A 14734-nucleotide genomic window follows, 5' to 3' on the forward strand; every position below is an offset into this window, starting at 1 on the left:
CGCCGCTCGTGCGGCTGCCGCCCTCTCCGCGACGGAGGCCTCCCGACATGACCCGCCACGACGACCACAGCGCGACCACCGGACCCGCCGGCGTACCGTCCGACATCGCCGTCGCGGTGGACCGCCTGGTGACGAACGGCCTCAAGGCCCTCGCCGACTACGAGGGCCTCGACCAGGAACAGGTCGACCACATCGTGAACAAGGCCTCGGTCGCCGCCCTGGACCAGCACACCGGGCTCGCGCGGCTCGCCGTGCGGGAGACCGGACGCGGAGTGTTCGAGGACAAGGCCGCCAAGAACATGTTCGCCTGCGAGTACGTCACCCACAGCATGGGCCCGATGAAGACGGTCGGCGTCATCGCCCGTGACGACATCGACGACATGATCGAGGTGGCCGAACCGGTCGGAGTGGTGTGCGCGGTCACCCCGGTCACCAACCCGACCTCCACCACCGTCTTCAAGGCGCTGATGGCGCTCAAGACCCGCAACCCGGTGGTGTTCGCCTTCCACCCCGCCGCCCAGCAGTGCAGTGCCGAGGCGGCCCGTGTGGTGCGCGACGCGGCGGTCGCGGCGGGCGCGCCGGAGCACTGCGTCCAGTGGATCGAGAGCCCGTCGGTCGAGGCGACCGGCGCCCTGATGCGTCATCCCGGCGTCTCGCTGATCCTCGCCACCGGCGGCAACGCCATGGTCAAGGCCGCGTACTCGGCCGGCAAGCCCGCGCTCGGCGTGGGGGCGGGCAACGTCCCCGCCTATGTCCACCACACCGCCGACATACGCCGGGCCGTGAACGACCTGGTGCTGTCCAAGTCGTTCGACAACGGCATGATCTGCGCCTCCGAACAGGCGGCCATCCTCGACGACGAGGTCTACGACGCGGTCCTCGCCGAGTTCCGCACACTGCACGCCCATCTGGCGACCGCCGAGGAGAAGGCGAAGCTGGAGGCGTTCCTGTTCCCGGCCGGCCCGGTCACGGGCGCCGCCACCGGCGGGGGCGGCGAGCCCAAGGTCAACTCGGCGGCCGTCGGGCGTGATCCGGTGTGGATCGCCGAGCAGGCCGGGTTCTCCGTACCGCGGGACACCTCGCTCATCCTGGTCGAGGCCGAGCAGGTCGGGCCGCAGGAACCGCTCACCCGGGAGAAGCTCTGCCCGGTCCTCGCCGTCCTGCGGGCCGGCTCCGTGGAGCAGGGCTTCGACCTGGCCGCCGCCATGGTCGCCTTCCACGGCCAGGGGCACAGCGCCGTCATCCACACCGGGGACCTCGCGCTCGCCGAGGCGTACGGCCGTCGCATGAAGACGGTACGGATCATCGTCAACGCCCCCTCCTCGCAGGGCGCGATCGGCGGCATCTACAACAACCTGCTGCCGTCGCTGACGCTGGGCTGCGGTTCCTGGGGCAGCACCTCGGTGTCCAACAACGTCTCCGCCGCACAGTTGCTGAACGTCAAGCGGGTGTCCGTGCGGCGGAACAACCTCCAGTGGTTCAAGGTCCCGCCGAAGATCTACTTCGAACCGGGGTCCCTCCGCTATCTGGCCTCGATGCCGGACGTCCACCGCGTCACCGTCGTCACCGACGCGACGATGACCCGCCTCGGCCTCGTCGACCGGGTCGAGCGCGTGCTGCGCCGGCGCCGGGAGCCGGTCACCGTCCAGGTCATCGACGACGTCGAACCCGAACCCAGCATCGACTCGGTCCGGCGCGGTGCCCGCCTCATGGGCGACTTCCGCCCGGACACCGTGATCGCCCTGGGCGGTGGTTCCCCGATGGACGCGGCCAAGGTGATGTGGCTGCTGTACGAGCAGCAGGCCGAGGGCCGGGACGTCGACTTCGCCGACATGCGGCACAAGTTCTCCGACATCCGCAAGCGCGCCTTCCGCTTCCCGGTGCTGGGCAGGCTCGCCCGCCTGGTGTGCGTCCCCACCACATCGGGCACAGGCGCCGAGGTCACGCCCTTTGCGGTGATCTCCGACCCGGCCACCGGCAAGAAGTACCCGCTGGCCGACTACGCGCTCACGCCCAGCGTGGCCATCGTCGACCCGCTGCTCACCACCGGACTGCCGCCGGCACTCGCGGCCGACAGCGGTTTCGACGCCCTCACCCACGCCATCGAGGCGTACGTGTCCGTCTACGCCAACGACTTCACCGACGGACTCGCGCTGCACGCGATCCGGCTGATCTCCGAGAACATCGAGGCGGCGGTGAACGACCGGGCGGCCCGGCCCGAGGCCCGGGAGAAGATGCACAACGCGGGCACCGTCGCCGGCATGGCGTTCGGCAACGCCTTCCTCGGCATCGTCCACGCCATGTCCCACACGCTCGGCGCCACCTTCCACATCGCGCACGGCCGTACCAACGCGGTCCTGCTGCCGCATGTCATCCGCTACAACGGCACCGTCCCGGCGAAGCTCACGGGCTGGCCCAAGTACGAGCACTACCGTGCGCCCGAGCGCTTCCAGGACATCGCCCGCGCCCTCGGCCTGCCGGCCGCCACCGCGGCGGAGGGGGTCGAGTCGCTGGCGTCGGCGGTGGAGCGGCTCCGGGACGCCGTGGGCATCGAACCGTCGTTCCGGGCTCTCGGTGTCGACGAGCGGTCCTTCCTCGACGCACTGCCGCAGCAGGCCCTGAACGCCTTCGAGGACCAGTGCGCACCCGCCAACCCGCGGATGCCCCTGCTCGACGACATGCAACAGCTCATGCGGGCCGCCTACTACGGCCGTACCCCGCAGGACGCCGACGGCGCCTGACCGCCGCCCGGCGGGCCGCCGGCACCCCCGGCCCCCGTGGTCCGCCCAGTCCGGGAGTTCCGGCGCCGGCCGGGGAGCCCGAGCTCCCGGCCCCCGGGCCGTGGCCGTCGTCGCGCCGGCGGCGGCACCGGCAGCGGCGGAAATGACGCACGGCAGGGAGTGGAGAACGATGGAGACGACAGGAGCGAGGGACGAGGTCGACGCGGTGGGACCGGCCGCCTCGGGCAGTCCATGACCCCTCGGCGTCGGTCCCGGGGCCACGGCGGCCGCGCCGGCGGAACAGGCGGTGACCGGCATGCGTGATGCCAACCCAGTCGGCGGGAGTTCGGGCGTACCGCCCGATCCGGCGGACCCGGCCACGGCGGTGGTCGACGACCGGGGGGTGCTGACGGGCTGGAGCGCGGAAGCCGAACGGCTGCTGGGCTACCCCTGTCAGGAGGCCGTCGGCAGCCCTGTCACCCGGCTGATCGCCTCGGACGACGGCACCGGCGACGGTCTGGCGGCCCTGAGCGGGGCCGCGACGTCGGCGCTGCTCCGGCACCGCGACGGCCGTCCCGTGCCGGTGCGGGTCCGGGCGTATCCGTCGGTCGACGGCGAGGGCCGCGCCCAGCGGCTGCTGGTGGTGACCCGGTCCGAGCCGTCCCCGCCGGACGAGGTGACGGCCGAGGAGGCGTTCGTCCAGTGCCGGCTGCCCGTCATGGTGTACGACCGCGCGCTGCGGGCGGTGCGGGCGAGCGCCGGTGCCGTGCGCGAGCTGGGTCTGCGCGAGGACCGGATGCGCGGCCGGCGGGTCACGGAGATCCTGCCGCCGCACCTGTGCCGCCGGGTCGAGGACGGCATGGACCGGGTGCTCGCGACGGGTGTGGCGGAGGAGTTCCACCTGCGGGGCCGGGCCCGCCGGGACGGCCCCGAGAAGGTCTGGTCCGTCACCGTGTCCCCGCTCGTCACACGGTCCGGACAGGTGCGGCACGTGGAGGTCTCCGGGCTGGACGTCACCGAGCAGTTCCTGGCCCGGGAACGGCTCGCGCTGCTCAACGACGTGAGCGCCCGGGTGGGCGGCACCCTGGACGTGTTGCGCACCGCGCAGGAGATGGCCGACGTCACGGTGGACCGGCTCGCGGACTTCGTCACCGTGGACCTGCTCGACTCCCTGTGCCGGGGCGTCGAGCCGAAACCCTCCGCCACCGGCATGGTCCTGCTGAGGAGGGCCGCGCAGCGGTCCGTGCTGCCCGGGGTGCCCGAGGCGCTGATCCAGCCGGGAGAGGCGGACGCCTACCCCGCGTCCACGCCCCCGGTCCGCTGCCTGGCCACCGGCCGGACCTCGCTGCACCACGCCGATGACGAGGCGATCCGGGACTGGGTGCGGGCCGATCCGCAGCGGGCGGGGGTGGTCCGCAGGTTCGGGATCCACTCGGTCATGGTCGTGCCGCTGTGCGCCCGCGGCATCACCCTCGGGGTGGCGGTCCTGGTCCGGCACCGGCGCGTGGAGCCGTTCACCCGCGACGACCTGCTGCTGGCCGAGGAGATCGGCACCCGCACCGCCGTGGCCGTGGACAACGCCCGCCGCTACACCCTCGAACACGGCACCGCACTGGCCCTGCAGCGCAGCCTGCTGCCGCACCGGTTCTCCCCCCAGGACGCGGTCGAGGTGGCGCACCGCTACCTTCCGGCCCGTACCCGGGCCGGCCTGGGCGGTGACTGGTACGACGTGATCCCGCTCTCGGGCGCCAGGGTCGCGCTGGTGGTGGGTGACGTGGTGGGTCACGGGCTGCGGGCGTCGGCCACCATGGGGCGGCTGCGGACCGCCGTGCGCACGCTGGCCGACGTCGAGCTTCCCGCCGACGAGCTGCTCACCCACCTCGACGACCTCGTCACGGGCCTGGCGGCCGAGGAGGAGACCACCGCGGAGCACGAACCGGACCTCGAAACCGGCACCGATCTCGTCGCCACCTGCCTGTACGTGGTCTACGACCCGGTGTCCCGCACGTGCACGGCCGCCAGCGCGGGCCACCCGCCGCCCGCCGTCGTCGGCCCGGACGGCCCGGCGGGCTTCCTCGACGTGCCGCCCGGACCGCCGCTGGGCGTGGGCGGGCTGCCCTTCGAGACCGCCGAGGGGGAACTGCCCGCCGGCAGCCTCCTGGCGCTGTACACCGACGGCCTGGTCCAGGACACCGGGCACGACCTGGACAGCGGTATGGCGCGGCTGCGCCGCCTGCTCGACCGGGCTGCCGACCGCCCGCTGGAGGAGCTGTGCGACGACGTGACCCACGGACTGCTGCCCCCGCAGCCCGAGGACGACGTCGCCCTGCTCGTCGCCCGGACCCGGACGCTGGACGCCGGCCGGGTCGCCACCTGGGACCTGCCCTCCGACCCGGCCCGGGTGGCCGACGCCCGCGCCCGGGTACTGGCCGTGCTGGAGGCCTGGCACCTGACGGACGTGGCGTTCACGGCCGAGCTGGTGGTCAGCGAACTCGTCACCAACGCGATCCGCTACGGGCAACCGCCCGTCCGGTTGCGGCTGATCCGGGGCGCCACGCTGATCTGCGAGGTCTCCGACGCCAGCGGCGCCGCTCCGCACCTGCGCCGGGCCCGCACCTCCGACGAGGGCGGCCGCGGCCTGCTGCTCGTCGCCCAGCTCGCCGCTCGCTGGGGCACGCGCCACCAGCCGGGCGGCAAGACCATCTGGGCCGAGCTCGAACTGGCCGCACAGGACGCGTGACGGGACGCGTCCCGCCCCCTCGCGCACGCACCCGCCGGCATGGTCCATACGGCCCTACCACGGGCCGGAGACAGGGCCTGTCGGCCCTACTGCCATCGGCGCGTCCCCGGCAATATGGACCGGTGCTCCCGAACAACGGCTTCCGCCCACTCGACCGCCAGGAGTGCCTTCGGCTGCTCGCCAAGGTGCCGGTCGGCCGTGTGGTCTACACCCGGCAGGCGCTGCCCGCGGTCCTCCCGGTCAACTTCGCGCTGGACACGGACGCCTCGGTGGTGTTGTGCACCGCCGCGGAGTCGGAACTGATCCGTGCGATAGACGGCGTGGTGGTGGCCTTCGAGGCGGACGAGTTCGACGCCGAGAACCAGTGCGGCTGGAGCGTGGTCGTGACCGGACGGGCCGACGTGGTGAGCGATCCCGCGGAACACTCCCGGCTGGCGCAGGCCGGCCCGCGCTCCTGGATGCCGCTCGGCGACCCGGTGTTCGTCCGGATCGACTCCGAGCTGATCACCGGTCGCGAACTGGGCCGGCCCGACCGCGTCACAGCCGCAGGGTGAACCAGGTCGTCTTGCCCTCGTCGGTGGGGCGCACGCCCCAGGTGGCGGCGAGGGTGCGGACCAGGAAGAGGCCGCGGCCCGACTCCTCGTCCCCGGCCGCGTTGCGGGGCTGGGGCAGGTGCGGGCTGCGGTCGCTGACCTCCACGGTGAGTTCGGTGGCGGTGCGGCACAGGTGCAGGCCGATGGGGCCCTCGGCGTGCTGCACGGCGTTGGTCAGGGTCTCGGACAGCAGCAGGAGCGCGTCGTCCGCCGGGCCCGTGCAGTCCCAGGAGAGCAGTGCCTTGCTGAGGAACGCACGGCCCTCGGGCACCGAGGAGGCGACGGCCGGGAGGTCGGTCGTGACGGCGGCCGGGGGCGCGGCCGGCAACTGGGCGAGCAGCAGCGTCACGTCGTCGTCATGGCTGTCGGCCTCCGGCAGCAGCCGGGCCAGGACGCGGTCGGCGGCGGTCTCCAGACTCGGCGGGGCGGTGAAGAACCCGCCGAGCGCCGAGGTGAGTTCGGCGATCCGGACCTCGATGTCGCTGCCGGGCGTCTCGACCAGGCCGTCGGTGTAGAGGATGAGGGTGGCGCCGGGCGGCACGGCCGTCGACGACTGCTCGTAGAGGATGTCACCGACCCCGAGCGGGGCGTTGACCTGCGCCGGGAGTCGGTCGACGGTGCCGCCCGGGGTGGCCACCAGGGTCGGCAGATGACCGGCGGAGCAGACGGTCACCGTGCCCGTGTCCGGGGCGATGGTGAGGTAGCAGCAGGTCACCAGCTGGTCCGGCACGTCGAGGTCCTCGACGCAGGTGTCGAGGGCCTGCATCAGCTGCCGGGGCTGCATGCCGGTCTTGGCCAGCGCGTGCGCGGCCGAGCGCAACTGGCCCATCACGGCGGCGGCTTCGAGGCCGCGGCCCATCACGTCCCCGATGAGGACGCCGACCCGGCCCGCGCCCAGCGGTATCAGGTCGAACCAGTCACCGCCCACTCCGGCACCCTGGGTGGCCGGCCGGTATCGGCTCGCGGTGGCCAGCCCGGGGATCGCCGGCGGCGTCCCCATGAGGCTGCGCTGCAGGGTGAGCGCGATGTGCCGCTGCTGCTCGTACAGCGCGGTCAGCTCGGCCTCCGCGCGCTTGCGGTCGCTGATGTCCCGGACGATGGCGCATGCTCCGACGACCGTGCCGTCGGTGTCCCGGGTCGGCCAGAGCGTGACGTCCACGTCCAGCAGGCTGCCGTCCTTGGTCACCCGGAGCGTCTCGAAGTGCTCGACCTTCTCGCCGTGCAGCAGCCGTTCCAGGAGTGCGCTGATCTCGCCGCGCAGATCGGGCGGGGAGAGCAGCGACACGTGCCGGCCGATGGCCTCCTCGGCGGTGTAGCCGTACAACCGCTGGGCCGCCGCGTTCCAGTAGGTGATGTAACCGTCGAGGGTCTTCGCCAGGATGGCGTCCTGGGACGACTCGACGAGTGCGGCGAGCTCGTTGATGCGGGCCTCGGCCGCCTTGCGGTCGCTGACGTCGCGGACGGCCGCGGAGACCAGCAGTCCGTCGGCGGTCTCCAGCGGACTGAGGCTGATCTCGACGGGGAACTCGGTGCCGTCCTTGCGCAGGCCGTGCAGGTCGAGTCCCGCGCCCATCGGACGGACCTGGCGGTTGGCCGCGTATCCGTCACGGTGCACGGTGTGGTGGCCGCGGAAGCGGTGCGGCATCAGCAACTCGACCGGACGGTCCAGGAGTTCCTCGCGGCCGTAGCCGAAAAGCGCCTCGGTCTGGGCGTTGACGAGCCGGATGGTCCCGGTGTCGTCCACGATCACCATGGCGTCGGGCGCCGCCTCCAGCAGGCCGCGGAACCTTTCTTCGGCGGCCTTGGGACCGCCGGTGCCGGCCTGCGCACCGCACCGGCAGGTCCCCCGGTCCGCTCCGGTCACCGAACAAGCCAGACCCGACTCGGCAAACGTGTCCATGTCCGCCCCCTCCCGCCGGTTGCGTCGAATCAGGCCATTTGAGCGCATCGGGACGGGGTGCAGGGCGGCATGTCGCTTACTGTCCCCATCCGCCCGAACCTGTCCGCCGACGTCCCGCCGCCGCTCGGTTCCGCGAGCCGGGGTCACGGACCGCCCGCCCCGCCCGCGCGCTCCCGAGGATGACCGCCGGTCCGGCGGCGGGCACGCCGCGGCCCCCCGGGTGGCGCCGCGCGGGCGTCTCCGAGGGGCTGCGCTCCGGCGTGACGTGCCGCCGGGTGCCGGCGTCAGGTGCTGCGCCGGCGGGCCGGGGCGCGGGAGGCGGACTTGGGCTCCCGGGGCAGCTGCTTGGGCGATGCGGTGTCCCTGGCGTCGAGGACCTCGTCGCCGCCGGTGCCGGGCACCCGGTCGCCGTCCTCGGTGGCGAGCACCTGGTCGCCGTAGAGGTCCTGCAGCCAGTTGGTCTGGTAGATGGTGTCCAGGTAGCGCTCGCCGAGGTCGGGCGCGACGGCCACCGCGGTGAGGTCACCGGCGTCATGGCGGGACAGCCAGTCGGTGGCGCCGCTGACCACGGTCCCGGTGGAGCCGCCGAACAGGAAGCCGTGCCGGGCCATGCGATGGCACATCCGGATGGTGTCCGGCTCCTCCACCCGGATCACCTCGTCGACCAGGGACTCGTCGAGCAGCGGCGGGCGCATGCTCATGCCCAGGCCCGGGATCATCCGGCGGCCCGGCTCGCCGCCGAACGCCACCGAGCCCGCCGCGTCCACGGCGACGATCCGCACCGGCCGGTGCCACTCGCGGAAGTAGCGGGCACAGCCCATCAGGGTTCCGGTGGTGCCCGCGCCGACGAACAGGACGTCCAGTTCGGGGAAGCGGCGGGCGATCTCCGGGGCGGTGGTGCGGTAGTGCGCCGTCCAGTTGCCCGCGTTGGTGTACTGGCTGAGCCACACGTACCGGTCGTCCGACGCGCACAGCGAGCGGACGTACTCGATCCGGGTGCCCAGGAACCCGCCGTTGGAGTCCTGGTCGGCCACGATGTGCACCTCGCTGCCGAGCGCCTCCATCAGGAGCCTGGTCGACAGGTTGCAACGGGAGTCCGTCACGCACAGGAACCGGTACCCCTTGCTCGCCGCGATCATGCTGAGCGCGACGCCGAGGTTGCCGGACGAGGACTCGACGAGGACGGAGTCCGCCTTCAGGATTCCGTCCCGCTCGGCGTTCTCCACCATCTCGTTGGCGGCCTTCAGCTTGATGGAGCCGGCGAAGTTGAAGGCCTCGCACTTCAGGTAGAGCGGGTGTCCGCAGATCGACTTCAGGTCGACGAAGAGATCGCCCTCGTTGAAGGCGTAGGGAGCGGAGATGACAGGCACGGCGGGCCTCCTGGTGCCGGGCCGAGGACGACGGCCTCAGCCGTAGCGGCGCAGTTCGTGGAAGAAGTCATCGATGAGACAGAGGTCCCCGGCCCGGGACACCTCGTCGTAGACGTACTTGCCGACGGCGAGGTCGAGGACGCCGAGTCCGAAGGGCGAGAAGACCACCGGGCGGTCGGCCGGCGGGGCGGCCCGTCCGCACATGACGTCGCCGAGGGTTCCGTTCAGGAAGTCCCGGCTCCCGGTGAGCTGTTCGACCAGATGGGGGGAGGTGTCGGCCTGCAGGCAGTGGTCGACGTCGTCGACGAAGTTGGCCGCGCCCAGCAGGATCTCGGGGGCGAGATCGCGCAGGGAGACGTGCAGGACCAGCGGGTTGTGGGTGAACCAGGCCGGGTCCGTGACATGGGGCCGGCCGGCGATGGTGGCGAAGACCACGAGGTCGCTGCCGCGGACCAGGTCCTCGGCGCGTTCGTGGACGGTGATCCGGGCGCCGGTGCCGGTCCGTTCCAGGTAGCCGCGGAACCCGCCGGCGCTGTCGGCGGACAGGTCGTGCACGCCGATCTCGTCGAAGTCCCAGCCGGTGCCGGCCAGGAAGGTGTGGATGTAGCGGGCGATCAGGCCGGTGCCGAAGAACCCGACCCGGGCGGGGCGGGTGCGGCCGCGGCTGAGCCAGTCGGCGGCCAGGGCGGCGGAGGCCGCGGTCCTGGTGGCGCTGATGATGGAGCTCTCCAGGCAGGCGAACGGGTAGCCCGTGTCGTGGTCGTTGAGGACCAGCACCGCGGAGGCCCGCGGCAGCCCGGCGGTCACGTTCTCCGGGAAGCTGGAGATCCACTTCAGGCCGTCCACCTGGACGGTACCGCCGAGGGAGGCCGGCAGCGCGATGATCCGCGAGGTCGGCCGGTCGGCGAAGCGCAGGAAGTACGACGGCGGGTTGACCGAGTCCCCGGCGTCGTGCAGCCGGTAGACGGACTCGATCAGCTCCACGACCTCCTTCTCGCGCCCGCTCAGGGCCCGCCTGACCCGCTCCCCCGTGACCACCGCGAAGGTCGGGGCGGCTCTGCGCCCGGACGCGGCCGCGCGGGCGGCCGACGACAGTACATCGGTCATCGTTCGCTCGCCTCCAGTGCCGGGCAGTCCTCGGCCGGCCGGACGGGGTCGCCCAGGCCGACGAGCACCTGCCGTTCTCCGGTGAACGCCTCCCGGCTGTGCGCGGTGCGGATGTTGTCCACCAGCAGCAGGTCACCCGGCTGCCAGGGCTCGCGCCGGGTGTGTGCCTCGTAGGTGCTGTTGATCAGCTGGACGACGTCCTCGGCGATCGGGGTGCCGTCGCCGTGGCGGGTGTTGAAGGGCAGCCCGTCGGCTCCGTAGACGTCCACCAGGTACTCCCGCACCTCGGGGGAGAGCGTCCACTCGTTGAGGAAGGCGATCTGGTTGAACCAGCAGCGCCGGCCGGTGACCGGGTGCCGGACGACGGCGTTGCGACGCTGTTCGGTGCGCAGGGTGCCGTCGGGCTGCCAGGTGAAGTCGATGGCGTTGGCCCGGCAGTAGCGCTCGATCTCGGCCCGGTCGGCGGTGCCGAAGGACTCGGTGAGGCTGGCGCCGATCTCGTCGTTGTAGGTGCGGGTCAGCATCCAGCCCTCGCGTTCGAACCGTTCGACGAGTCCGGCGGGCAGTGCGCGCAGCACCTCCTCGGCGTCGGCGACCGCCGTCGCGCCGCTGCGTTCGGGCGCGGTGAGACAGGCGAACAGCATCAGGCCGGGCACCTGGAGCGGGTAACTCAGCTCGTGGTGCATGCACATGGGCTGGTTGGCGGGCCAGGGCGTGGACGCGTACACCCCGGGGCGGTGCGTCTCGCGGGGGGCGAAGGCCTCCCGCTCCGTCATGAGTTCGCCGGCCAGCTGCCGGAAGACGGCACCCACCTGGTCGGGGTCGCTCAGGCCGAGGCCGCGGACGAGGAGGGCGCCGTGTTCGGTGACCTGCGCGCGCAGTGCCTCGCGGTGCTGGGCCGCCCACTTCGGCGGGTCGTCGGGGGGATCGACGCGCAGCAGGGCCGGCTTGTCCGGGCTCAGCCGCACGTCGAGCGGTGATGCCAGGGAGGAGAACGGCATCTCGGGTTCCTTTCGGTCGACCGCCTGGGGTGTGACGGGTCAGGAGGAGGCGAGCGGGAGGACGGTGGTCAGGACGGCCTGCGCGGTCTCGGCGGGGCGGGTGCGCAGGAAGTGGTGGCCGCCGTCGACGAGTTCGTGCAGTTCGACGCGGTCGGCCAGGAGCAGCCAGTCCCGGTGCCGCCGGGCGTGTCCGGCGGTGTGCGGGTCGTCGGCGGCGACGACCACCGAGACGGGGGCGGACAGCCTGCCGGGCGGCGGGGACTGGAGGGCCGCGGCGAAGTAGCGGTGGGCCGCGACGCAGTCGTGCCGGTAGGAGGCGGCCAGGTGCGCGGCGTGCCGGGGGGTCAGCTCCGCGAGTTCGGGGTGACCGCCGTCCGCGGTCAGGCGGGCCGCGATCTCGGTGTCGCTCAGGCCCGCCAGTTCGGCGATCCGGGCGTGCCGTTCGGCGGCGGTGCCGAGCAGTTGGGCGCCGAGGAAGAGCCGCTCCGTGTGGACGCCCCGCTGCTGGAGCCTGCGCGCGGTCTCGACGGCGAGGGCGGCTCCCGAGGAGTGGCCCCACAGCAGGACCCGGGTCAGTCCGCGTGCCGTGATCTCGGCGACGGCCTGTTCGGCCACCTCCTCGACGGACGCGAACGGCTCGGGAGGCGCGGCCAGGTTGTGGCCGGGCGGTTCCACGGCGAGGACCGCGAGTGAGCTGCCCGCCAGCGCGCTCGCCAGCGGCTGGTAGTTCACCGCGTTGCCGCCCGCGTACGGGAAGCAGACCAGGGCGCGGTCGGCCGGTCCGGTGCCGTCCGCCAGCGTCAGCAGCAGCTCGGGGCGGTGCGGGGCCGGGCCGTCGAGGAGGGCGGCCAGGTCGGCGAGGACCGGGTGCCGGGTGATGTCCTTCAGGGACACCGCGCGGTCGAGGGCGAGGCTGAGCCTGACCGCGGTCAGGGAGGTGCCGCCGGAGTCGAAGAAGTGGTCGCCGCGGCCGATCCGTTCCTCGGGCACCCCGAGCAGGTCGGCCCAGACGGCGGCCAGTCTGCGCTCCGTCGGGCTGAGCAGGTCCGTGTCCGGACGGCGGGCGTCGCCGGTGGGCGCGGTCTCGGCCAGCCGGGTCAGCGCCTTCTTGTCGATCTTGCCGTTGGCGGTCAGCGGCAGTCCGTCCTGCCAGTGGAAGGCCGCGGGGACCATGTAGGCGGGCAGCGCCGCGCCGAGCGCCTCGCGCAGGTCCTCGGGGCGCTGCCGGCTGCCGGAGTAGAAGGCGATGAGCTGCTTGCCGCCGCCGGACCGCTCGGCGACGACCACCGCGCCGTCCCGGACGCCGGGCACCCGCAGCAGGCAGTTCTCGATCTCGCCGATCTCGATCCGGAACCCGCGGATCTTGACCTGGCTGTCCCGGCGGCCGAGGAACTCCAGCTTGCCGCCGGGGTGCCAGCGCCCCCAGTCGCCGCCCAGGTAGAGCCGCTCACCGGGGCGGTACGGGTCGGTGCGGTACGCCTCCCGGGTGCGCTCGGGATCGTTGACGTACCCGCGGCCCACGCAGACGCCGGAGAAGGCGATCAGTCCGGGGGCGCCCAGCGGTACCAGCGCCAGGTGCTCGTCGACGACGAGGACGCGGACGTTGCCCACGGCCCGGCCGAGCAGCACCCGCTCGGGCACCTCCCGCAGCAGTTCGTGGTTGGTGTCGTCCGACGTCTCGGTCAGACCGTAGGCGTTGAGCAGGCCGACGCCGGGCTGGACGGCGAACCAGCGCTGGACCAGCTCCCGCTTCAGCGCCTCGCCGGTCACCGACACGCACCGGAGGTCCGGAAGGGTGCGCGGGTGCTGCTCCAGGTAGGAGACGACGACCTCCAGGTACGACGGCACGAGCTGGGCGACGCCGACCCGGGCGCGCTCCAGGGTGTCGGTGAACCGTGCCACGTCCGTGATCACGTCCTGCTCGACCAGCAGGGTCCGGCCGCCCACCAGCAGCGGCGCGACGAGCTGCCACAGGGAGATGTCGAAGCACTGCGGCGCGGTCTGCGCCACCACGGTCCCCTCGCCGATCGACAAGTCGTCGATCTTGGCGTGGAGGTGGTTGAGCAGGCCCGCGTGCTCGCACATCGCCCCCTTGGGCTCGCCGGTGGAGCCGGAGGTGAAGTAGATGTAGGCGAGTTGGCCGGGGTCGACACCGATGCCGGGGTCGTCGTCGGGGTGCGGTTCGGCGTACGCCGTGTCGAACGGGAGCTTCTCGACGTCCGGCAGGGCGGCCAGCGCCTGGTCGAGGGTGTCCGTGCTGCCGGGTTCGGTCAGGGCCAGCCGGCATCCGGCGCGGGCCAGGGTGGCCTCGATGCGGCCGGCCGGGAAGTGCGGTTCGATCGGCAGGTACACGCCGCCCGCCTTGAACACCGCCAGCACCGCCGCCAGCCAGTCGAGGGTGCGTTCGGTGACGACGGCGACCACGTCCTCCCGGCCCAGGCCCCTGGCCAGCAGGGCCCGCGCCAGCCGGTTGGCGCGCCGGTTGAGTTCGTCGTAGGTCCACTCCCGGGCGCCGTGCACGGCCGCCACCGCCCGCGGATGCTCCCGCACCCGCTGTTCGAACAGTTCGTGCGCGCGGGCGTCCGGCAGCGGGCGGTGCGGCCCCGCCAGGTCCTCCAGCTGCGCCCGCTGTTCCTCGGCGGACAGCAGACTCTGCCGGCCGTGGTCGGCGTCCGGATCCGCCGTCATCAGCCGCAGTGCGGCCAGGTGGTAGCCGCCGACGCGGGCGGCGGCCCCGGCGTCCAGCCAGTCGGTGCGGTACCGCAGGCGCAGGGTCAGCCGGCCGTCCCGGTCGGACCAGCGCACCTGCAGGACGCCCTCGTCGGTGCCGGGTCCGTCGGCCCGCAGGGGACCCCAGACCACGTCGTACGGCGGTTCGGTCAGGCCGAGTTCGCGCCGCAGGCCGGCCACCGGATGGTCGCGGTGCGCCAGCAGCTCCGCCTCGGCGCGCCCGGCGGCCGTGAGCAGGGCGGTCCAGCTCCCCGACGGGACGGGCACCCGGCACGGCAGCGGCTCGCCGCCCCCGTCGGGGGTGTGGCCCGTGACCACCTCCGGCTCGCCGGAGAGCGCGGCCAGCACCTTGAGGTGGGCGGCCAGCAGCACCGTGCCGACCGACAGGCCCAGCCGGCCGGCGAGTTGCCGCACCGCCCGCGTCACGTCGTCGGGCACCGGTGTCTCGTGACCGGCCGTTCCCGGCACCGGTTCGGTGACCCAGCGGGGCACGGCGGTGGCACCGCCTGCGGTCAGTGTCCGGGTCCAGAACTCCCGGTCGGTCTCCACGCGCGTTCCCATCGAATGGCCTTC

8 protein-coding genes are annotated in these 14734 nt (G+C 73.2%); 3 read left to right on the forward strand and 5 right to left on the reverse strand.

The window, feature by feature from the left end; genetic code table 11:
* Nucleotides 1–47: 47 nt before the first annotated feature.
* From adhE to AB0M11_RS04985, 3 genes are all read left to right on the forward strand, one after another.
* A complete protein-coding gene (gene adhE / locus AB0M11_RS04975) occupies nt 48–2741 on the forward strand; it encodes a bifunctional acetaldehyde-CoA/alcohol dehydrogenase (protein ID WP_365701439.1) in 2694 nt (897 codons plus the stop codon).
* 295 nt (nt 2742–3036) lie between these two features.
* Complete coding sequence (locus AB0M11_RS04980; protein ID WP_365701441.1) at nt 3037–5460, forward strand: SpoIIE family protein phosphatase; 2424 nt, start codon at nt 3037–3039, stop codon at nt 5458–5460.
* Nucleotides 5461–5582: 122 nt separating this feature from the next.
* A complete protein-coding gene (locus AB0M11_RS04985; protein ID WP_365701443.1) occupies nt 5583–6014 on the forward strand; it encodes a pyridoxamine 5'-phosphate oxidase family protein in 432 nt (143 codons plus the stop codon).
* Here AB0M11_RS04985 and AB0M11_RS04990 read toward each other — a convergent pair.
* The 5 genes from AB0M11_RS04990 to AB0M11_RS05010 all read right to left on the reverse strand — a co-directional run bounded on the left by AB0M11_RS04990 (nt 5998) and on the right by AB0M11_RS05010 (nt 14722).
* Nucleotides 5998–7953, reverse strand: coding sequence for a PAS domain S-box protein (locus AB0M11_RS04990; protein WP_365701448.1), 1956 nt, complete (start codon nt 7951–7953; stop codon nt 5998–6000). The genes AB0M11_RS04985 and AB0M11_RS04990 overlap by 17 nt on opposite strands.
* Nucleotides 7954–8237: 284 nt before the next feature.
* Complete coding sequence (gene sbnA, locus AB0M11_RS04995; RefSeq protein ID WP_365701450.1) at nt 8238–9323, reverse strand: 2,3-diaminopropionate biosynthesis protein SbnA; 1086 nt, start codon at nt 9321–9323, stop codon at nt 8238–8240.
* A 36-nt stretch (nt 9324–9359) separates the two neighbouring features.
* Entirely contained in the window at nt 9360–10430 is a 1071-nt protein-coding gene (gene sbnB / locus AB0M11_RS05000) for a 2,3-diaminopropionate biosynthesis protein SbnB (protein WP_365701452.1), read from the reverse strand.
* Nucleotides 10427–11431, reverse strand: coding sequence for a TauD/TfdA family dioxygenase (locus AB0M11_RS05005; RefSeq protein WP_365701454.1), 1005 nt, complete (start codon nt 11429–11431; stop codon nt 10427–10429). The genes sbnB and AB0M11_RS05005 overlap by 4 nt, the downstream gene beginning before the upstream one ends.
* 39 nt (nt 11432–11470) lie before the next feature.
* On the reverse strand, nt 11471–14722 hold the full coding sequence (locus AB0M11_RS05010; RefSeq protein ID WP_365701456.1) for an amino acid adenylation domain-containing protein: 3252 nt from the start codon (nt 14720–14722) through the stop codon (nt 11471–11473).
* Nucleotides 14723–14734: the final 12 nt, after the last annotated feature.

It is taken from the genome of Streptomyces sp. NPDC051987, assembly GCF_040680735.1.
Taxonomy (GTDB): Bacteria; Actinomycetota; Actinomycetes; order Streptomycetales; family Streptomycetaceae; genus Streptomyces.